A 17,997-nucleotide genomic window follows, 5' to 3' on the forward strand; every position below is an offset into this window, starting at 1 on the left:
TGAGGGCTCCGCCGGTGCGTCGGCGGGGCCCTCTCGCGTGCCGCGGTCACGGCCTCGTACCCCGAACGCTTCGCCCGCCGCGAAGCCCCGGCTCCTGCGTGTCACGGTGGATCGGACGCACCCTGACGCCGGAGCAGCCATGGCAGATCTACAGGCCGAACTCGACACCACCGCCGAAGCCGGAGACCTGGACCGGCCCTCCGCGCGGCCCCCCGCGCCCCCGCCCATATCCGAGCCCGGACCGGCGTACGAAGCCGAGCCGGCGCCCCCGTCGGCACCCGCGCCGGACCCCCTCCGCAGCGCCCGCGCGCTGCTCGCCGCCCACCCCGTCGCCGACGGCTACAGCGGACTGCCCTGGACGCTGCGCGAACTGCCCTGGTACGACCTGGAGCTGGGCGACAGCGCGGTGGACGCCGATGTGCCGCGGCTGCGGGCGGGCGGCGTGGGGGCGCAGTTCTGGTCCGTGCACGTCCCGGACGGCATCACCGGTGACCGCGTACTCGGCGCGACCCTCGAACAGCTCGACCTCGTCAAGCGCGTCGTCGCCGACCACGCCGACGGGCTGCGCCTGGCCCGCTCGGCGTCCGAGGTGGCCGACGCCCGCCACTGCGGCCGCATCGCCACCCTGATCGGCCCGGCGCGCGCCGAGGCGATCGGCGACTCGCTCGCCACCCTGCGCGCCCTGCACACCCTCGGCCTGTGCTCGCTGACGCTCTCCGGTACGTCCTGGGCGGGCCCGCAGGGGCTGAGCCCGTTCGGCGAGGAGGTCGTGCGCGAGCTGAACCGGCTCGGCGTGCTCGCCGATCTTTCCGGGGCTTCCGAGGCCACGGCACACCGGGTGCTCACCGTCTCCAGGGCGCCGGTGCTCTTCACCCGCTCGGGGGCCCGCGCGCTGCGGGACGCCCCCGCGAACCTCTCGGACGACCTGCTCACCGCGCTCGGCGCCGCCAAGGGCCTGTGCCTGGTGCCGCTGGCGGCCGGGCAGACGGGTTCCTCGATACGTGAGGTGGCGGACCACCTCGATCACGTGCGCCGCCTCGCGGGCCCGGAGTGCGTGGGTCTCTCGGGGACGTACGACACCTCGGCCGCGCACCCCGACGGCCTGGCCGACACATCGCGCTATCCGCACCTCATCGCCGAGCTCATCGAGCGCGACTGGCCGGACGACGACCTCGCGCGCCTGACGTGGGGCAACGTCCAACGCGCGCTGCGCGGGGCGGACTTCGCCGGACGGGCGGCGCGGGAGAGACAGCGCCGGCAGCAGCGGCCGGCGACGGGCTGAGGCTTCATCTCCCGGGCTGGCTCTCGGCCTGGCTCTCGGGTCTCAGCTCCCGGGCCTCAGCTCCCGGGTCTCAGTTCCCGGGGATCCGGCAGAGGCAGAACGGGTGCCCTGCCGGGTCGGCGTAGACGCGGAAGAGACCCCGGCCGCGAAGCCCTAGGCCGACGGCCTGCCCATCGCCCGGTACGTCCAGCCCGCCGCGCGCCAGACCTCCGGGTCGAGCGCGTTGCGGCCGTCCAGGATGAGCCGGTTCGAAACGGCCTCACCAAGGGCCGCCGGGTCGAGCTCGCGGAACTCGCGCCACTCCGTGAGGTGCAGGACCACGTCCGCGCCCCTGACGGCGTCCACGGCGCTCTGCGCGTACGCGAGCGTCGGGAAGAGGCGGCCCGCGTTCACCATCCCCTTGGGGTCGTACACGGTGACCTGGCCGCCCTGGAGGTGGATCTGCCCGGCGACGTTCAGCGCGGGCGAGTCACGTACGTCGTCGGAGTCCGGCTTGAACGTGGCGCCGAGGACCGCGACCCGCTTGCCCAGGAAGGACCCGCCGCCGAGCGCCTCGCGCGCCATCTCCACCATCTGCCCGCGCCGGCGCATGTTGATGGAGTCGATCTCCCGCAGGAAGGTCAGCGCCTGGTCGGCGCCCAGCTCCCCGGCCCGCGCCATGAACGCCCGGATGTCCTTGGGCAGGCAGCCGCCGCCGAAGCCGATCCCGGCCCGCAGGAACTTCTTGCCGATGCGGTCGTCGTACCCGAGTGCCTCGGCCAGCTTCACGACGTCGCCGCCCGCCGCCTCGCACACCTCGGCCATCGCGTTGATGAAGGAGATCTTCGTGGCGAGGAAGGAGTTGGCGGCGGTCTTGACGAGCTCGGAGGTCGGGAAGTCCGTCACGACGAAGGGCGAACCCTCGCCGATCGGACCCGCGTACACCTCGCGAAGCAGCTTCTCGGCGTGCGTGCTGCGTACGCCGACGACGATGCGGTCCGGGTGCAGGGTGTCCTTCACGGCGAAGCCCTCCCGCAGGAACTCCGGGTTCCAGGCCAGCTCGGCCTCCGCGCCCACCGGCGCGTTCGCGGCCAGCTCGCGCGCGAGGCGGTCCGCTGAGCCGACCGGCACGGTCGACTTGCCGACGACGAGCGCGGGGCGCGTCAGATGCGGGGCGAGCTGCGCGAAGGCGCTGTCGACATAGCTCATGTCGCAGGCGTACTCGCCGTGCTTCTGCGGGGTGTTCACGCAGACGAAGTGGACGTCACCGAAGGCCGCGGCCTCCGCGAAGTCCATGGTGAAGCGCAGCCGCCCGCTCGAACCCTCGATGCCGGCGACGTGCTTGCGCAGCAGCTCTTCCAGACCGGGCTCGTACATCGGGACCTCGCCCCGCTGCAGCATCTCGATCTTCTCGGGCACGACGTCGAGGCCGAGCACCTCGAAACCGAGCTCGGCCATGGCCGCGGCATGTGTCGCACCGAGGTAGCCGGTGCCGATCACGGTGATCTTGAGGGCCATGCGGTGCTCCAGGGGTCTACGGCCGTCAGTGCGGTGCCCGAGCATAGTCGGGCACTTGAGCGGGCACGTTCTCGCTATCGCCGACTGCTTGCCGACCGCTGGCTGCCCGCCGGCCGACCGCTGTCGGCAAGCTCACGTATCCGTCACGCGAGCCGCCCTCTAAAATTTGGGTTACTTAACGGTAATTAGCGTCCTTGGAGCGTGAGAAACCTTGGCCGGATCGGCTGATTTCGACCTGTACCGCCCGTCCGAGGAGCACGACATGCTCCGCGACGCGATCCGTTCGCTCTCCGAGGCGAAGATCGCACCGTTCGCCGCGGCGGTCGACGAGGAGGCCCGCTTCCCGCAGGAGGCGCTCGACGCCCTCGTCGCCTCGGACCTGCACGCCGTGCACGTACCGGAGAGCTTCGGCGGCACCGGCGCCGACGCGCTCGCCACGGTCATCGTGATCGAGGAGGTGGCGCGCGTCTGCGCCTCGTCCTCCCTGATCCCGGCCGTGAACAAGCTGGGCTCGCTCCCCGTGATCCTCTCCGGATCCGAGGAGCTGAAGAAGAAGTACATGACGCCGCTCGCCAAGGGCGAGGGCATGTTCTCGTACGCCCTCTCCGAGCCGGACGCGGGTTCGGACGCGGCGGGCATGAAGACGAAGGCCGTCCGTGACGGGGACTCCTGGATCCTCAACGGCGTGAAGCGCTGGATCACGAACGCGGGCGTCTCCGAGTACTACACGGTGATGGCCGTGACCGACCCGGCCAAGCGCTCGAAGGGCATCTCCGCCTTCGTCGTCGAGAAGTCGGACGAGGGCGTCTCCTTCGGCGCCCCCGAGCGCAAGCTCGGCATCAAGGGTTCACCGACCCGCGAGGTCTACTTCGACAACGTTCGCATCCCCGCCGACCGCATGATCGGCGAGGAGGGCACGGGCTTCGCCACGGCGATGAAGACCCTGGACCACACCCGCATCACGATCGCGGCCCAGGCGCTCGGCATCGCACAGGGCGCGCTCGACTACGCCAAGGGGTACGTCAAGGAGCGCAAGCAGTTCGGGAAGCCGATCGCCGACTTCCAGGGTGTGCAGTTCATGCTCGCGGACATGGCGATGAAGATCGAGGCCGCGCGGCAGCTGACGTACGCCGCCGCTGCCAAGTCGGAGCGCGGCGACGCGGACCTCACCTTCCAGGGCGCGGCCGCGAAGTGCTTCGCGTCGGACGTCGCGATGGAGGTCACGACGGACGCGGTCCAGCTGCTCGGCGGCTACGGCTACACCCGCGACTACCCCGTCGAGCGGATGATGCGCGACGCGAAGATCACGCAGATTTATGAGGGCACGAACCAGGTCCAGCGCATCGTGATGGCCAGGAACCTTCCCTAGCAAGGTTTTTGCAGGTCAGGAGCTGTTTCGGCGGCCCGGGGAGGCGGTTACGGGTTCCAGTCCGTTGGGGCCTGTTCTTGCCCGTCCCTGGGTGTCGTGCTGGGGGAATCCTGGGTGGATACCGGACTGCAAACGGCCACTGACCTACACAAACAAAGCAGCCCCCGGCGTGATGCCGGGGGCTGCTGTCGCATGCGGATCAGGCGACCTCTGCCGCCTCCGTGGGGTCGTCGGCGCCTGGGGTCAACATCGTTGCGATCAAAGACACGATGGAACGGGCCTTGAAGAACGGCTCAAGGGTTGTCTTCTGGATGGACCGGTACTGCTTCTTGGTGCTGTTCTCCGAGCCCGGGCCCATTGCGGGCCGGGGCTGTTTCGTTGCTTCGGCCCTACTCGGCCCGTTCGACCAAGGCGACCGATGTGCACAAGCGTCGGAACCGGGTATGGCCCTTCCGGCCGGAGTGGCTCATGCACTCCACGTCCACGGTCGCGCCGTCCGCCGCAGGCGTGGCCTCCCAGCCGCATGTCAGGCACTTGGCCTCGAACGTCACTTCCGTATCCGGCTGCTGAGTGATCCGGTGCTTCGTGTACCGCAGGAGCGAACGGGGCATTCTGCCTCCCCTCATCAGGTGTGACAGGCGTCGGTGGAGTCTGTTTGCCGCACGGCTATGTGGTCGGGCAGGCAAGGTCTGGGGCGGCACGGTTCGGGGAGCACGTCACCAGAGCTACAGACAGAAATACCGGCCTCTCCAGGTAGAAGCCATGGCACAGATCCCCACCCCGGCCAAGCCGGTCAGTAGCGGAGTGGACCAGTAGCGCCAGCCGCGTACTGTCGCGGTCCGACTCGGAGGCGAACCGGGGTGCGTACTCGGCAAGCCGTTGCCCGAGCCATTCCGCAGCCTTCTTCGGCTCGTCCCAGGTGCCGCGCACCAATTTCCTGGGCTTGATCAGCCAGTAGGCCGTTTCCAGCGGTGGCAGGTCCACGATCGAGAACTCCGCCTTCACTTCCTTGTACCGCGCGACTAGCTCCGCCTTATCGGCAGGAGGCGGATCGGGGTGTGCAGGCCGTCTCAGCGCCTCGTCGTCGAACCCCTGCTTGGAGCCGGTCCACAGATACCCATGGTGGTGCAACTGTCGTCCCGTTCAGTGCAGGAAGAATCGGAGGCGTGCCCAACCGGCCCCGGCTCGGGGCATCGGGCCGGGGCCGGAGGACGCCAGGAGTAGCCGTCAGGCGGACAGGCCGAAGCGGAGTGGGTCGATACCGGCCGCCTTCAGTTCTGCGGTGGTGAAGCGCAACGGCTCCGCACCGGGCCGCTTGCTGTCCCCCAACGCCCATACGCCGGGGCCGATCTTCGCGAGAGTCGCGCAAGCCTCGCCGTCGGGGTGGGTGTTGCCTCCGCACGCCTTGAAGAACTCCGCTCCGTCGATAGACAGGCTGTACAGATCGGTTCCGGGCATGGGTGTGCCTTCCTGTGAGGTCAGAGACAGGGCAGGCTTCAGAACTGGTGTTGATCCGGCTTCGACACGTACACAACACCAGGGCCAAGAGCCGTCGCGCTCTCTCGAAAGAGCTCGTGCAGCATCGACCTGGAGTTGTCGCGCATTGCATTGGTCAGGTTGTCGGCCAGCAATGCGGCCTCAGACGGGAGCAGAACCATTTCCGTGTCTGCCACATGCCGACCGTTCCTCGTCAACCACACGGGTACGCGAATGTTCCCGTCACCATCCCGGTACGCCTGACGGCTTGGGATCGGGTCCACCCGCCAACCCTGCGGGGCCTTCTGTTCGCGGTTCTTCGATTCGGTCGGCATGGGCATATCCTCGACCCGTCATCGCCGAGTCTCCAGCAATATGCGCGTTGCGGGGTAGACGATCATGAACGGTAGGAGGTGGCCCAATCTCCGAACAGCGCTCTGGCATCTCCGTCGAACAACGCATGACGCTCGTACAATCCGAACACTTCAAGGTGTTCCGCGATGTCCCGAGCGTCCTGGAAAACCAGGCGGCCGGTGAACGTCTCGACAGTCGCAAAGCGTTGGTCGTAAACCGTGAAGGTATTCATCGGGCCTCGTCCGATCACCGATCCCAACGGGATCACGCCCATGCGCACGTTGGGGAGGTGAGACAGTGAGGCAAGGCGGTCGATCTGTACGGCCATCGCGGCACGGGGGACTACTGCCCACCTGACGGCCTGCTCCGTCATAAGGAATGTGAACCGTTTCCTGTTGTCGTAGAGGACCGCTTGCCGGTCCAGCTTCTTCGCAACAGTCTTAGAGACATCCACTGGTGCATGGCCCAAGCTCGCCCTGATGTACTCCGGTGTGGCAAGGAGCCCTGTCACCATCGCGGGCAGGAAATACCGGAGCGTCACGGCTTCCATTTCGAGGCCCGCCAATTCCGACTGCCGCTTCTCCAGTCCCCGACGCCACGATGCGCGCTTTCCCTGCCACTCCGTATTGGCGAGCCGGGCGAGGGCGGCCACTTCAGCCACCATTTCTGGGGGTGCATTGAGGGCTCTGAGAATCAACTCAACGTCGACAAGACCCGGCGTGATGCGACCGGTCTCAATGTTACTGAGCTTGGTTTGGGACATGCTGCACCGCTGGGCGAGCCAAACCTGTGTACGGCTGGCTCGCCTACGCATCGTGCGGAGTACTTCCGCCAGGTCAGCCTTCGACTGTCCTAGCTGCCCAGGATCAAACGTCAAGACCCTTCACATACTCCTCGAAAGGCACTGCGTGCTCCAGGGCGATTCGCTTCCATTCCCGATACGGAGCGGGGTCACCCTCGTACGTCACGCGACTGATCTGAGTGCCGTCCGACCGGAAGTTCAGGTGCGCAATGCGGATTTCGTCGAACATCCACCAGTCACACCCGGAGAGCGGCAGACCGTAACCCTCCTGCGTCACATCCAAGACGCGGATGTCCTCCCCGGCCGCGAGGTTGCCGGGGATGCCCCATGCGAATTGGTACCGCTGATAGTCGGTGAGCGGCTGGCGCACGATGCGCACACGGCCGATACGCCTGCCGGACTCTACGTATCCCCGTACCCGTTCATGCCAGCGAGCATTGTGGCCGTCGGGCTTGCTCTCGCCCCGCAGGAAGCGGGCGACGTTCTCCTGCTCCTTGGGCATGCTGTAGGTGGGCTGCGCCTCGAACCGCCACGCTTCGCGCTCGAAGGTGTCGAAGAACCTACGCCACTCCTCACCATCCAAGAGCACGGACAGCCTCCTTCAGAACGTGCTCCGGGATCTCCACCAGCGCCTCACCCACGGGCGCAGTGAACGCGTCAGACATCTCCCCCTGGATAACAAACGAACCGCTCTTGGTCCGGTAGACGTTGGGGCAATCGTCGTCGTCGCACTCGGGTCCTCCGGCCTGGCCGGTGAGGCGGGTCAGTTCCTCGCGTGCCATCGTGCCCTCCTTCGTTGCAGGGTCGGTCCGTGGCGCCAAGAGGACGGTAGGTCGGTTGAGCCTGGCAGGTCTACGGCACATCGCGGATATTCGCGTTGTCGGGTAGACGATCATGGGCGGATGAGTGCCCGGCGGCCCGCTCTGCCCTGGCTCGCTCCGCTCCTCATCGTGGACGCCGTGGCGTCCCTGGCCTGACGAACGGCACGAGGTCCGCATCGAGCGCGACCGGGCCTTGCCCCCGCCCGGTCCCGGTCAATGCTCAGCGAGGCGTTGTCCTTGCCCGTCTGCGACCCGTCTGCAACCCGTCTGCAACCCGTCCGCGCGCACAGCCCCGGCGTCCGGCTTCGCGCCTGCCTGGCGCGGCTGAGGGTTCAGCCCTTGGGCGGGGCGAGGACCGGCGGGCTGCCCCACGGGAGTTCGAGGGCCGCCCGCAGTGCGAGCACCGTCTGCTCGCCGATCCGGTCGGCGAGTTCCCGCTCGACGCGGCGCAGGACCAGTTCCGCCCTGCGGTGCGTGCGCGTGCCCTCCGCCGTGCGGCGGATCAGCCGCTGCCGGCCGGAGGAAGGGTCGGGGACCTGTTCCAGGAGGCCCGTCGCGACCAGGCCGTGCACCGCCTGATGCGCGGTCTGGCGGGTGACGCCCATCCGGCGGGCCAGTTCGGAGACCGTCGTGCCCTGCTCGTCCAGGACGGCGAAGAGACCCGCCTGCGTCGGGGACACCGGGGCCTCCCCCGCCTCCTCCAGGGTCGCCAGGAGCGCGTCCTCGAACCAGCGCCGGGCGTCGCCGAGCAGCTGGGGGAGGTTGCGGCCGGTGGGGCCGGTGGGGCCGGTGGCGTGCATGTCGAGAGCCTATGGGTTCGAGGGCGGTGTCTTGCTCCCACCCTAGTCGATATGTCAGGCTGCCTGACGTTCGCCGTTCCGCGGATTCCCCAGACGTCCGCGGATTACCCAGACACCCCCCGGGAGAGCCCATGACGATCGAGTACGCCACCCGCCACCGGCGCTCCTCACGCATCCCCGCCGACCCGGGCAAGCCCTACGTCATCGAGAAGGGCGAGGGTGACCGCGCCCATCTGTTCGGGGACCTGATCACCATCTACGCGGGCGGCGAGCAGACCGAGAACGCGTTCAACTTCTTCACCGTCGAGGGCCCCAGGGGCAACATCATCCCGGCCCACCTGCACCCCGACACCTACGAGGTCTTCTACGTCACCCAGGGCGCCGTCCGCCTCTTCGTCGAGGACCTGGAGGGCGAGCAGCTGGAGAAGCTCCTCACCCCGGGCGACTTCGGCTTCGTACCGAAGAACTGTCCGCACGCCTACCGCATGGAGCGCCACCACAGCCAGGTCGTCGGCGTCGCCGCGGGCCCCGGCGGCACCTTCGAGCGGTTCTTCGAGACTCTCGGCGCCCCCGCCGAGGAACTCGGTCTGCCGCGCGAGCCCGTCGTGCCCACGCCCGACAAGTTCGCCACCGTCCCCCAGCAGTACGACGTGCGCTTCCTGCCCGAGCACGAGTGGCGCACGCGATGAGCCCGGCGAGCGCGTCCCTGCGGGAGCTGATCGCCGCGCCCCATCCGGACATCGCGCCCCTGCCGCCCGCCGCGCGCCCGGCGCCGGAGCTGCGGCTCCTTCGCGGTGTCCCGTACGGCGAGGTCGACGGCGGCCGTCCGCTGGAACTCGACCTCTGGCTGCCGGCCGCCGGGAACGGGCCCGCCCCGCTCGTCCTCTTCGTGCACGGCGGCGCCTGGCGTCGGGGGCGCCGTGACGACATGGGGCCGCGGACCCGGCACTGGGCCCCGGGCCCGCTGGAGCGCATCGCCGCCGCGGGCTTCGCGGTCGCCTGCGCCGACTACCGGCTCAGCGGCGAGGCCCGCTTCCCCGCTCCCCTCGACGACCTGCGCGCCGCACTGCGCTGGCTCGGACTCCGTGCGGCGGAACTCGGCGTCGACACCGCGAGGACCGTGGTGTGGGGCGAGTCCGCGGGCGGGCACCTGGCCTCGCTCCTCGCGCTCGACCCCGCGGTCGCGGCCACCGGCGCCGTGATCTGGTACGCCCCGAGCGACCTGACCGTCCCTCGCGGCCCGTTCGACCCGCACAGCGCCAAGACCCCGGAGGCCCTGCTGCTGGGCGCCGCCCCCGCCGCCGTACCCGAGCGGGCCCGCGCGGCGAGCCCCGTGGCGCGGGTCCACGCCGCCGCCCCGCCCTTCCTCCTGGTCCACGGCGAGCAGGACACGATGGTCCCCGGCTCGCACAGCGAGGATCTCGCGGCGCGGCTGCGGGACGCGGGAGTGCCGGTGGAGCTGCGCACGCTGCCGGGCGCCGACCACGGCTGGTACGGCGCGTCCGACGACGCGGTGGAGGACGTGTTCGCGCGCTCGCTGCGTTTCGCACTGGGGCGCGTGACCTGAGAACAGCGAGAGGGGGTGGGGGGCGGCCGATCGGCTGCCCCCCACCCCCTCCGCCCTTACGTGCTCAGCCGTCCAGCTGCTGAAGCGTCGCGTTCGACGGACCGCGCCGGGACTGCTCGTCGCGTGCCACGTCCTCGGCCGCGCCGAGCACACGGACCGCGTTCTGCCACGTCAGCCTGGCCAGGTCCGCCTTCGACCAGCCGCGGGTCAGGAGCTCCGCGATCAGGTTCGGGTAGCCCGACACGTCGTCGAGGCCGTCCGGCGTGAACGCCGTGCCGTCGTAGTCGCCGCCGATGCCGATGTGGTCGACGCCCGCGACCTCGCGCATGTGGTCGAGGTGGTCGGCGACCGTCGCGGCCGTGGCGACCGGGCGCGGCGTCGACTCCTCGAAGGCCGCGTGGACCTTCATCGCCTCCGGCTTCGTGTCCAGGTGGTGGAAGCCGTGCGCCCGCATGTTCTCGTCGGCCGCCGCCGTCCAGTCGACCGCCGCCTGGAGGACGAACTTCGGTACGAAGGTGACCATCGCGACGCCGCCGTTCGCGGGCAGGCGCTCCAGGACGTCGTCCGGGATGTTGCGCGGGTGGTCGCAGACCGCCAGCGCCGAGGAGTGCGAGAAGATCACCGGCGCCACGGAGGTGTCCAGGGCCGCCCGCATCGTCGTCGCCGCCACGTGGGAGAGGTCCACGAGCATGCCGCTGCGGTTCATCTCGCGTACGACCTCGTGGCCGAAGGCGGAGAGACCGCCGACGCCGGGATCGTCCGTCGCCGAGTCCGCCCACGCGATGTTGTCGTTGTGCGTCAGCGTCATGTAGCGGACGCCGAGCGCGTGCAACGCCCGCAGTGTCGCCAGGGAGTTGTTGATGGAGTGGCCGCCCTCGGCGCCCATCAGGGACGCGATACGACCCTCCGCCCGCGCCGCCTCCATGTCCGCGGCCGTCAGCGCGCGCCGCAGGTCCGCCGGGTAGCGCGTGAGCAACTGGTCGACGCAGTCGATCTGTTCGAGGGTCGCGCTCACCGCCGCATCGCCCGTGAGGTCCGTGCGGACGTAGACGGACCAGAACTGGGCGCCGACCCCGCCCGCCCGCAGGCGTGCGATGTCGGTGTGGAGGCTGCCCGTCTGGTCGGACGCGATGTCCAGGCGGTCGATGTCGTAACCCGCCTTCTCGCGCAGCGCCCAGGGCAGGTCGTTGTGACCGTCGACCACCGGGAAGTCGGCGAGAAGGGCGCGGGCCTCGTCGAGGGAAGTCATGCCACTGCCACTCGTCCCAGTCATGCCGCTCACTTCCCCGAGCCGAAGCCGGAGCCCGAGCCGAAGCCGAAACCGGACCCCGCGCCTTCGACCTTGGCGCGAAGACGCTTCCCCTTCTCCGTGGCCTGCTCGTTCAGCTCCTGCTGGAACTCCCGCATACGGCCGAGGATCTCGGGGTCGTTCGTGGCCAGGATGCGCGCCGCGAGGAGGCCCGCGTTGCGCGCGCCGCCCACCGAGACCGTCGCCACCGGCACGCCCGCGGGCATCTGCACGATGGACAGGAGCGAGTCCATGCCGTCGAGGTACTTGAGCGGGACGGGGACGCCGATCACCGGGAGCGGGGTCACCGACGCCAGCATGCCGGGCAGGTGCGCGGCGCCGCCCGCGCCCGCGATGATCGCCTTGAGGCCGCGGTCCGCCGCTTCCTCGCCGTACGCGACCATCTCGCGCGGCATGCGGTGCGCGGAGACGACGTCGACCTCGTAGGGGATCTCGAACTCGTCGAGGGCCTTGGCCGCGGCCTCCATGACCGGCCAGTCGGAGTCGGATCCCATGACAATGCCAACTACAGGTGCGGTCATTCCGTGATCGTTCCTCTGAGGTAGCCGGCCGCGTGACGCGCGCGTTCGAGCACGTCGTCCAGGTCGTCGCCGTAGGTGTTGACGTGGCCGACCTTGCGTCCCGGCTTCACGTCCTTGCCGTACATGTGGATCTTCAGCTGCGGGTCGCGCGCCATGCAGTGCAGGTACGCCTGGTACATGTCCGGGTAGTCGCCGCCCAGGACATTGACCATGACCGTCCACTTCGGCCGCGGGCGCGGATCTCCGAGGGGCAGGTCGAGCACCGCGCGCACGTGGTTGGCGAACTGGGACGTGATCGCCCCGTCCTGCGTCCAGTGGCCCGAGTTGTGCGGGCGCATAGCGAGCTCGTTCACCAGGATGCGGCCGTCGCGCGTCTCGAAGAGCTCGACCGCCAGGTGGCCGACGACGCCGAGCTCCTTGGCGATGCGCAGCGCCAGCTCCTGCGCCTGGCCCGCGAGGTCCTCCGAGAGGCCGGGGGCGGGCGCGATCACCGTGTCGCAGACGCCGTCGACCTGCCGCGACTCGACGACGGGATAGGCCACGGCCTGGCCGTGCGGCGAGCGGACGACGTTCGCCGCGAGCTCGCGCACGAAGTCGACCTTCTCCTCGGCGAGCACCGGGACACCGGCCCGGAAGGGATCTTCGGCGTCCTCGACGGAACGGACGAACCACACCCCCTTACCGTCATAGCCGCCACGCACCGTCTTGAGGATCACCGGGAAGCCGTCGCCGCCGCCCGAAGAGTCCGTCGAAGATCCCGCCGAAGATCCTTCGGCCGCGAAGGCGGCCACGTCGGCCGGATCGCGCACGATCCGGTGGCGTGGACACGGCACGCCGATCTCCGTGAGCTTCTCGCGCATCACGCCCTTGTCCTGGGCGTGCACCAGCGCGTCGGGCCCCGGACGCACGGGGATGCCGTCCGCCTCCAGGGCCCGTAGATGCTCGGTGGGTACGTGTTCGTGATCAAAAGTGATCACGTCGCAGCCCCTCGCGAACTCGCGCAGCGTGTCGAGGTCGCGATAGTCGCCGATGACGACATCGCTGACGACCTGCGCCGCGGAATCCTGAGGGGTGTCACTGAGGAGCTTGAACCTGATGCCTAGCGGGATGCCCGACTCGTGTGTCATACGAGCGAGCTGCCCCCCGCCGACCATGCCGACTACCGGGAACGTCACACCCCCAGGGTATCGGCCTGTATCAGCCACCCGGGAACGGCCGGTTACGGCCGGTTTCCGGGCACCGGACATGCTCTCCCGTCACAGAGCCGCCACAGTGTGGAGCGGTCCACGCGCCACGCGCGTGAGTCGCTGGTTAGCATGGCTGGGTTGACGCGACCGAAGGACCGATGCCGTCGACGGGACGACACGGCCGGAAAGACCGGAACGAACAGACGACGGGGTTGGGGCGACCACCATGACGGAACGTGGCGCACTACGGGTGCGGATGGAGCAGATCGCCCGCGAAGTGGCCAAGTTCGGGGCCGTGGGGGCGCTGGGCACGCTGGTGAATTTCGGCGTCTCCAACCTCCTGTGGCACATGACGGAACTACAGGCCGTGCGCGCGAACGTGATCGCCACGGTCGTCGCCATCGCCTTCAACTACGTGGGCTTCCGTTACTTCACGTACAAGGACCGCGACAAGAGCTCCCGTACCAAGGAACTCACGCTGTTCCTGATGTTCAGCGCGGTCGGCCTGGTGATCGAGAACGGCGTCCTGTACGCGGCGATCTACGGCCTCGACTGGGACAGCCCGCTTCAGCGCAACATCTTCAAGTTCGTGGGCATCGGCATCGCCACCTGCTTCCGCTTCTGGTCCTACCGCACCTGGGTCTTCAAGACGCTGCCCGCGCGCGACGCCGTCGCCCGTGCGGAATCGTTCCTGGAGGACGGGACGAAGGCCACGGCTGCCGACGAGAAGCGCCCCGCCGCACGCGGCACCCGCTAGCCGCACCCGTCTCCTCGGTCCGGCCTCGGTCCGACCTCGATCCGACCTCGGTCAGCGCACCGTCTCCTCGGTCGGGCCTCGGTCAGACCGTCGGTCAGCGCACCGTCTCCTCGGTCTCCTGGGCCCGCTTCTGCGGGGGCGTACGCGACAGGAACAGGCCGAACACCGGGGGCTTGGTCTGCAGCATCTCCAGGCGGCCGCCGTCGGCCTCGGCCAGGTCCCGGGCGACCGCCAGGCCGATCCCCGTGGAGTTGCGGCCGCTGATGGTCCGCTCGAAGATCCGCGCGCCGAGATCGGCGGGGACGCCGGGGCCGCCGTCCGTGACCTCGACGACCGTCTGGTTTCCCGTGACGCGGGTGCGCAGGGCCACGGTTCCGCCGCCGTGCATGAGGGAGTTCTCGATGAGCGCCGCGAGTACCTGCGCGACCGCGCCCGGCGTGCCCACGGCCCGCAGATGCCGCTTGCCCGAGCTGACGATGGCGCGGCCCGCGCTGCGGTAGGCGGGGCGCCACTCCTCGAGCTGCTGCTTGATGACCTCGTCCAGGTCGAAGGAGACGGCGGACCCGGTGCGCGGGTCCCGTGAGTTCGTGAGCAGCCGCTGCACGACGTCGGTGAGGCGCTCGACCTGCGCGAGCGCGATCGTGGCCTCCTCCTTCACCGTGTCCAGGTCCTCGGTGACGGTGATCTCCTCCAGGCGCATGGAGAGGGCCGTCAGGGGCGTACGCAGTTGGTGCGAGGCATCGGCGGCGAGTCTGCGCTCGGCGGTCAGCATCCGGGCGATCCGCTCGGCGCTGCCGTCGAGGACGTCCGCGACGCGGTCGAGCTCCGGCACCCCGTAGCGCTTGTGCCGGGGCCTGGGGTCGCCCGAGCCGAGACGCTCCGCGGTCTCCGCGAGGTCGGTGAGCGGCGAGGCGAGGCGGTTGGCCTGGCGTACGGCGAGGAGTACGGCGGCGACGATCGCGAGCAGGGCCACGGCGCCGATGATCAGCAGGGTGCGGCCGACCTCCCGGGTGACCGCGGTGCGCGGCTCCTCGACGGTGACCTTCTCGCCCTCCTCGCCCTTGGCCGTGTCGCGGATGACCTCGCCGGTGGGGCGGGTGCCGATCTCGACGGGGGCGCGGCCGGGGATCTCGATGAGGGCGTAGCGGGCGTTGTCGACCGCGGCCACGTCACGCAGGATGTCGGCGTTGATCTGCTCGTCGCTGATGAGCCTGCTGTCGACGATGCTGGCCAGGCGGAACGCCTCGGACGTGACGCGGTCCTGGGCGCTGGTGCTGATCGTTCTCGTCTCTACGATCACCAGACTCACGCCGAAGACCGCGATGACTACGAGGACGACGGCGAGGGTGCTGTTGATCAATCGGCGGCGCATGTCCCCAGTGTCCCGGATACGGGGCGCCTTTCAGGGGCGCGGGGAACTGCGCGAGCCACCACGGCGTGCCTGCGGTGGCCAACGGCGAAAGCCCCGCGGACGGGTCCGCCGTCGATCCGCTTCCCGCGGGTGGAGGTCGTTCTCGGTTGCTCGCGCGGTTCCTCGCGCCCCTACGGGGCGCCGCCCCTCAGCTCTTCTCGAAGCGGAAGCCGACGCCCCGCACAGTGGCGATGTACCGCGGGTTCGCCGCGTCGTCGCCCAGCTTCTTGCGCAGCCAGGAGATGTGCATGTCCAGGGTCTTGGTGGACGACCACCACGTCGTGTCCCAGACCTCGCGCATCAGCTGGTCGCGGGTGACGACCCGGCCCGCGTCGCGCACGAGCACCCGGAGCAGGTCGAACTCCTTGGCCGTGAGCTGGAGCTCCTCCTCGCCCATCCAGGCCCGGTGCGACTCGACGTCGATCCGCACGCCGTGCGTGGCCGGCGCCTGCTGCGGCTCGGTCGCCCCGCGCCGGAGCAGGGCCCGGACCCGGGCGAGCAGTTCGGCGAGGCGGAAGGGTTTGGTCACGTAGTCGTCGGCGCCCGCGTCCAGGCCGACGACGGTGTCCACCTCGTCGGCGCGTGCGGTCAGGATGAGGATCGGCGCCGTGTGCCCCCCGGCACGGAGGCGGCGGGCCACTTCGAGGCCGTCCATTCCTGGCAGCCCCAGGTCGAGTACGACGAGGTCGACGCTGCTCTGCAGCCCGGCGTCGAGGGCGGTCGGGCCGTCCTCACGCACTTCGACCTCGTACCCCTCCCTGCGCAGGGCACGGGCCAGCGGCTCCGAGATGGACGCGTCGTCCTCGGCGAGCAGTACACGGGTCATGGGGTGATGGTAGTCCGCGCCGGACGACCATCGTGGGGTGATCGCCAGCTGACGGTCGACGCCTGCGGCTATGGGGTGCGATCCTGTGGATCACCTTCAAATGTGGGCACCGGTTCCGTCATAACCTGTGATCCATCTCTCAAGTCCTTCCATATGCTCCCTTGACATGGCGTATGGTGACCCAACGCCTGATGCACTACACAAGGACCTTTGGCCCGCTGTGCGGCCTTAGGTCACTTTTATGTGCGGGCCGACCGTGTCGGCCTTGAAAGGAATGACCTGTGGTCGGGCCCTGCGCGTGAGAATGCGCCAGGGCGTGGATCTCGGAGTCGCCGTCCAGCGCTTTCCTCGAAACGGAGCGCGAACTCCCCCCGGGCGTGGGGGTGTGGGCGGAAGGACCCCGGTGCCGACCGCCCCCCACACCGGGCGCGCACACGCTCTTGCCGCGCGTCCCGAACCCACGAGGATCGACCCATGGCGTCCAGCCTGACGAAGGACTCCGCCGGTACCCCTGGCTCTGAGAAGACCTTCTTCGGCCACCCCCGCGGCCTGGCCACACTCTTCATGACCGAGATGTGGGAGCGCTACAGCTTCTACGGCATGAAGGCACTGCTCCCGCTGTACTTGATCGCCCCCGGCGGCATGGGCATGAGCGCCACGACGGCGACAGCGATCTACTCCGTCTACATGTCGATGGTCTACCTGCTCGCCATGCCCGGCGGCTGGGTCGCGGACCGCTTCTGGGGACCGCGCAAGACGGTCGCCATCGGCGCCGGCGTGGTCATCCTCGGCCACATCACGCTCGCGCTGCCGAGCTCGGCCTCCTTCTTCGCCGGTCTCGCGCTGGTCGCGCTCGGCTCGGGCCTGCTGAAGGCGAACATCTCCACGATGGTCGGCCACCTCTACGACGGCCCTGAGGACCCGCGCCGCGACGGTGGCTTCACGCTCTTCTACATCGGCATCAACGTGGGCGCCTTCCTCGCCCCGCTGACGATCGGCACCGTGGGCGAGAACGTCAACTGGCACTTCGGCTTCGCGCTCGCCGCGATCGGCATGGCGCTCGGCCTCGCCCAGTTCATGCTCGGCTCGCGCCACCTGAGCGGCGAGAGCAGCGTGGTCTCCAAGCCCGCGACGGTCGAGCAGCGCAAGTCCGCCCTGCGCACCGGCCTGATCTGGCTGATCGTGGCCGCCGCGCTCTACACGTTCCTCGCCGTGACCGGCAACTTCGCCGACTGGGCGCTGATGCCGCTCACCATCGCCGGTCTGGTCATCCCGGTCACCGTCCTGGTCCGCATGAAGCGCGACAAGGAGCTGACGAACCTCGAACAGTCCAAGCTCTCGGGCTACATCTGGTTCTTCATCGTCGCCGCCGTCTTCTGGATGATCTACGACCAGAACGGCTCGACCCTGTCGATCTTCGGTGAGGGCTCGACGACGAACAACCTGCTCGGGTTCCACTTCCCGACCTCCTGGTACCAGTCGCTGAACCCGATCTTCATCATGGCGCTCGCCCCCGTGGTCGCCTCGGCTTGGCTGTGGCTGAACAAGCGGGGCAAGGAGCCGAGCACGGCCGTCAAGTTCGCCTCCAGCCTCACGCTGATCGGCATCTCCTTCCTCGTCTTCCTCATCCCGCTGATCGACACCGCCAACAACGGCGGCAAGGTCAGCCCGATGTGGCTGGTGGCGATCTACTTCATCCAGACCGTCGGCGAGCTCTGCCTCTCCCCGGTCGGCCTCTCGGTCACGACCAAGATGGCCCCGGCGAAGTACACCGCCCAGATGATGGGTGTCTGGTTCCTCGCGGTCACCGCGGGCGACTCCGTCACCGGCCTGCTGACCTCGCCGCAGCTCGGGGTCAACCTGAACACATCGGGTGCGGTCGCCGTCGAGGCGGTCATCGCGGTCATCGCGGGCTTCGGCATCTATCTGAACCGCAAGAAGGTCAAGGAAATGATGGGTTCCGTCAACTGACCTCCACCGCGCCCCCAGCGGGCCGCTGAACGACGGCGAAGGTCGCC

The 17,997-nt window shown here is 69.3% G+C and carries 20 protein-coding genes; 6 read left to right on the top strand and 14 right to left on the bottom strand.

Translation table 11 applies throughout. The features are described 5' to 3' along the window. Positions 1–139 precede the first annotated feature (139 nt). Positions 140–1,282: a dipeptidase gene (locus ACFVXC_RS12655; protein WP_389904532.1), complete on the top strand. Its 1,143-nt coding sequence runs from the start codon at positions 140–142 to the stop codon at positions 1,280–1,282. Between the two features lie 153 nt (positions 1,283–1,435). On the opposite strand, the gene ACFVXC_RS12660 is transcribed toward ACFVXC_RS12655, so the two are convergent. Beyond that, a complete protein-coding gene (locus ACFVXC_RS12660) occupies positions 1,436–2,779 on the bottom strand; it encodes a UDP-glucose dehydrogenase family protein (protein ID WP_389904533.1) in 1,344 nt (447 codons plus the stop codon). A gap of 211 nt (positions 2,780–2,990) precedes the next feature. Here ACFVXC_RS12660 and ACFVXC_RS12665 point away from each other — a divergent pair, with 211 nt between their 5' ends. Further along, on the top strand, positions 2,991–4,148 hold the full coding sequence (locus ACFVXC_RS12665; RefSeq protein WP_389904535.1) for an acyl-CoA dehydrogenase family protein: 1,158 nt from the start codon (positions 2,991–2,993) through the stop codon (positions 4,146–4,148). A 389-nt stretch (positions 4,149–4,537) separates the two neighbouring features. Here ACFVXC_RS12665 and ACFVXC_RS12670 read toward each other — a convergent pair whose 3' ends face one another. The 8 genes from ACFVXC_RS12670 to ACFVXC_RS12705 form a co-directional block, all read right to left on the bottom strand. Further along, positions 4,538–4,759 (bottom strand): hypothetical protein, encoded by a 222-nt coding sequence (locus ACFVXC_RS12670; protein ID WP_389904537.1) that lies wholly within the window; start codon positions 4,757–4,759, stop codon positions 4,538–4,540. Between the two features lie 55 nt (positions 4,760–4,814). Further along, positions 4,815–5,279 carry a hypothetical protein gene (locus ACFVXC_RS12675; RefSeq protein WP_389904542.1) on the bottom strand — a complete coding sequence of 155 codons (465 nt, stop codon included), beginning with the start codon at positions 5,277–5,279 and terminating at the stop codon, positions 4,815–4,817. A gap of 96 nt (positions 5,280–5,375) precedes the next feature. Beyond that, a complete protein-coding gene (locus ACFVXC_RS12680) occupies positions 5,376–5,606 on the bottom strand; it encodes a DUF397 domain-containing protein (RefSeq protein ID WP_389904545.1) in 231 nt (76 codons plus the stop codon). Between the two features lie 38 nt (positions 5,607–5,644). Beyond that, a complete protein-coding gene (locus tag ACFVXC_RS12685) occupies positions 5,645–5,959 on the bottom strand; it encodes a hypothetical protein (RefSeq protein WP_389904547.1) in 315 nt (104 codons plus the stop codon). A gap of 62 nt (positions 5,960–6,021) precedes the next feature. After that, a complete protein-coding gene (locus tag ACFVXC_RS12690) occupies positions 6,022–6,855 on the bottom strand; it encodes a helix-turn-helix domain-containing protein (RefSeq protein ID WP_389904549.1) in 834 nt (277 codons plus the stop codon). Continuing rightward, complete coding sequence (locus tag ACFVXC_RS12695) at positions 6,845–7,369, bottom strand: DUF6879 family protein (protein ID WP_389904551.1); 525 nt, start codon at positions 7,367–7,369, stop codon at positions 6,845–6,847. The genes ACFVXC_RS12690 and ACFVXC_RS12695 overlap by 11 nt, the downstream gene beginning before the upstream one ends. Further along, positions 7,353–7,562 (bottom strand): hypothetical protein, encoded by a 210-nt coding sequence (locus ACFVXC_RS12700; protein ID WP_389904553.1) that lies wholly within the window; start codon positions 7,560–7,562, stop codon positions 7,353–7,355. The genes ACFVXC_RS12695 and ACFVXC_RS12700 overlap by 17 nt, the downstream gene beginning before the upstream one ends. 371 nt (positions 7,563–7,933) lie before the next feature. Then, positions 7,934–8,401 carry a MarR family winged helix-turn-helix transcriptional regulator gene (locus tag ACFVXC_RS12705; protein ID WP_389904556.1) on the bottom strand — a complete coding sequence of 156 codons (468 nt, stop codon included), beginning with the start codon at positions 8,399–8,401 and terminating at the stop codon, positions 7,934–7,936. 131 nt (positions 8,402–8,532) lie between these two features. On the opposite strand from ACFVXC_RS12705, the gene ACFVXC_RS12710 reads away from it, so the two are divergent. Both ACFVXC_RS12710 and ACFVXC_RS12715 read left to right on the top strand, forming a co-directional pair. Further along, positions 8,533–9,090, top strand: a complete 558-nt coding sequence (locus ACFVXC_RS12710; RefSeq protein WP_389904558.1) for a quercetin 2,3-dioxygenase — start codon at positions 8,533–8,535, stop codon at positions 9,088–9,090. Next, entirely contained in the window at positions 9,087–9,968 is an 882-nt protein-coding gene (locus ACFVXC_RS12715) for an alpha/beta hydrolase fold domain-containing protein (RefSeq protein WP_389904560.1), read from the top strand. The genes ACFVXC_RS12710 and ACFVXC_RS12715 overlap by 4 nt, the downstream gene beginning before the upstream one ends. 64 nt (positions 9,969–10,032) lie before the next feature. Here the strand turns inward: ACFVXC_RS12715 and ACFVXC_RS12720 are convergent, their stop codons facing one another. Genes ACFVXC_RS12720 through ACFVXC_RS12730 form a run of 3 tightly spaced genes read right to left on the bottom strand, consistent with a single transcriptional unit; the run spans position 10,033 to position 13,045 of the window. Beyond that, complete coding sequence (locus ACFVXC_RS12720; protein WP_389905273.1) at positions 10,033–11,217, bottom strand: dipeptidase; 1,185 nt, start codon at positions 11,215–11,217, stop codon at positions 10,033–10,035. A gap of 29 nt (positions 11,218–11,246) precedes the next feature. After that, entirely contained in the window at positions 11,247–11,798 is a 552-nt protein-coding gene (gene purE, locus ACFVXC_RS12725; protein WP_389904562.1) for a 5-(carboxyamino)imidazole ribonucleotide mutase, read from the bottom strand. After that, positions 11,795–13,045, bottom strand: a complete 1,251-nt coding sequence (locus ACFVXC_RS12730) for a 5-(carboxyamino)imidazole ribonucleotide synthase (protein WP_389904564.1) — start codon at positions 13,043–13,045, stop codon at positions 11,795–11,797. Before ACFVXC_RS12730 ends, purE begins: the two co-directional genes overlap by 4 nt. A 166-nt stretch (positions 13,046–13,211) precedes the next feature. Between ACFVXC_RS12730 and ACFVXC_RS12735 the strand changes: the two genes are divergently transcribed. Then, entirely contained in the window at positions 13,212–13,742 is a 531-nt protein-coding gene (locus ACFVXC_RS12735; RefSeq protein WP_389904567.1) for a GtrA family protein, read from the top strand. Positions 13,743–13,836: 94 nt separating this feature from the next. Here ACFVXC_RS12735 and ACFVXC_RS12740 read toward each other — a convergent pair whose 3' ends face one another. Together ACFVXC_RS12740 and ACFVXC_RS12745 are read right to left on the bottom strand one after the other, a co-directional pair. Beyond that, the gene (locus ACFVXC_RS12740) at positions 13,837–15,114 is read right to left on the bottom strand and encodes an ATP-binding protein (RefSeq protein ID WP_389904568.1); all 1,278 of its coding nucleotides are present in this window, start codon (positions 15,112–15,114) and stop codon (positions 13,837–13,839) included. Positions 15,115–15,301: 187 nt separating this feature from the next. Further along, entirely contained in the window at positions 15,302–15,979 is a 678-nt protein-coding gene (locus ACFVXC_RS12745) for a response regulator transcription factor (protein WP_383284555.1), read from the bottom strand. Positions 15,980–16,453: 474 nt separating this feature from the next. Here ACFVXC_RS12745 and ACFVXC_RS12750 point away from each other — a divergent pair, with 474 nt between their 5' ends. Continuing rightward, complete coding sequence (locus tag ACFVXC_RS12750) at positions 16,454–17,950, top strand: peptide MFS transporter (RefSeq protein ID WP_389904571.1); 1,497 nt, start codon at positions 16,454–16,456, stop codon at positions 17,948–17,950. Positions 17,951–17,997 lie beyond the last annotated feature (47 nt).

It is taken from the genome of Streptomyces sp. NPDC058257, from assembly GCF_042881845.1.
Taxonomy (GTDB): domain Bacteria; phylum Actinomycetota; class Actinomycetes; order Streptomycetales; family Streptomycetaceae; genus Streptomyces.

What these genes read in the sequence shown, in the direction of transcription:
- ACFVXC_RS12655 (WP_389904532.1), top strand. Translation starts at nt 140, where the DNA reads ATGGCAGATCTACAGGCCGAACTCGACACCACCGCCGAAGCCGGAGAC.
- ACFVXC_RS12660 (WP_389904533.1), bottom strand. Translation starts at nt 2,779, where the DNA reads ATGGCCCTCAAGATCACCGTGATCGGCACCGGCTACCTCGGTGCGACA.
- ACFVXC_RS12670 (WP_389904537.1), bottom strand. Translation starts at nt 4,759, where the DNA reads ATGCCCCGTTCGCTCCTGCGGTACACGAAGCACCGGATCACTCAGCAG.
- ACFVXC_RS12680 (WP_389904545.1), bottom strand. Translation starts at nt 5,606, where the DNA reads ATGCCCGGAACCGATCTGTACAGCCTGTCTATCGACGGAGCGGAGTTC.
- ACFVXC_RS12685 (WP_389904547.1), bottom strand. Translation starts at nt 5,959, where the DNA reads ATGCCGACCGAATCGAAGAACCGCGAACAGAAGGCCCCGCAGGGTTGG.
- ACFVXC_RS12700 (WP_389904553.1), bottom strand. Translation starts at nt 7,562, where the DNA reads ATGGCACGCGAGGAACTGACCCGCCTCACCGGCCAGGCCGGAGGACCC.
- ACFVXC_RS12705 (WP_389904556.1), bottom strand. Translation starts at nt 8,401, where the DNA reads ATGCACGCCACCGGCCCCACCGGCCCCACCGGCCGCAACCTCCCCCAG.
- ACFVXC_RS12710 (WP_389904558.1), top strand. Translation starts at nt 8,533, where the DNA reads ATGACGATCGAGTACGCCACCCGCCACCGGCGCTCCTCACGCATCCCC.
- ACFVXC_RS12715 (WP_389904560.1), top strand. Translation starts at nt 9,087, where the DNA reads ATGAGCCCGGCGAGCGCGTCCCTGCGGGAGCTGATCGCCGCGCCCCAT.
- ACFVXC_RS12720 (WP_389905273.1), bottom strand. Translation starts at nt 11,217, where the DNA reads ATGACTTCCCTCGACGAGGCCCGCGCCCTTCTCGCCGACTTCCCGGTG.
- purE (WP_389904562.1), bottom strand. Translation starts at nt 11,798, where the DNA reads ATGACCGCACCTGTAGTTGGCATTGTCATGGGATCCGACTCCGACTGG.
- ACFVXC_RS12730 (WP_389904564.1), bottom strand. Translation starts at nt 13,045, where the DNA reads ATGTCCGGTGCCCGGAAACCGGCCGTAACCGGCCGTTCCCGGGTGGCT.
- ACFVXC_RS12735 (WP_389904567.1), top strand. Translation starts at nt 13,212, where the DNA reads ATGACGGAACGTGGCGCACTACGGGTGCGGATGGAGCAGATCGCCCGC.
- ACFVXC_RS12740 (WP_389904568.1), bottom strand. Translation starts at nt 15,114, where the DNA reads ATGCGCCGCCGATTGATCAACAGCACCCTCGCCGTCGTCCTCGTAGTC.
- ACFVXC_RS12745 (WP_383284555.1), bottom strand. Translation starts at nt 15,979, where the DNA reads ATGACCCGTGTACTGCTCGCCGAGGACGACGCGTCCATCTCGGAGCCG.
- ACFVXC_RS12750 (WP_389904571.1), top strand. Translation starts at nt 16,454, where the DNA reads ATGGCGTCCAGCCTGACGAAGGACTCCGCCGGTACCCCTGGCTCTGAG.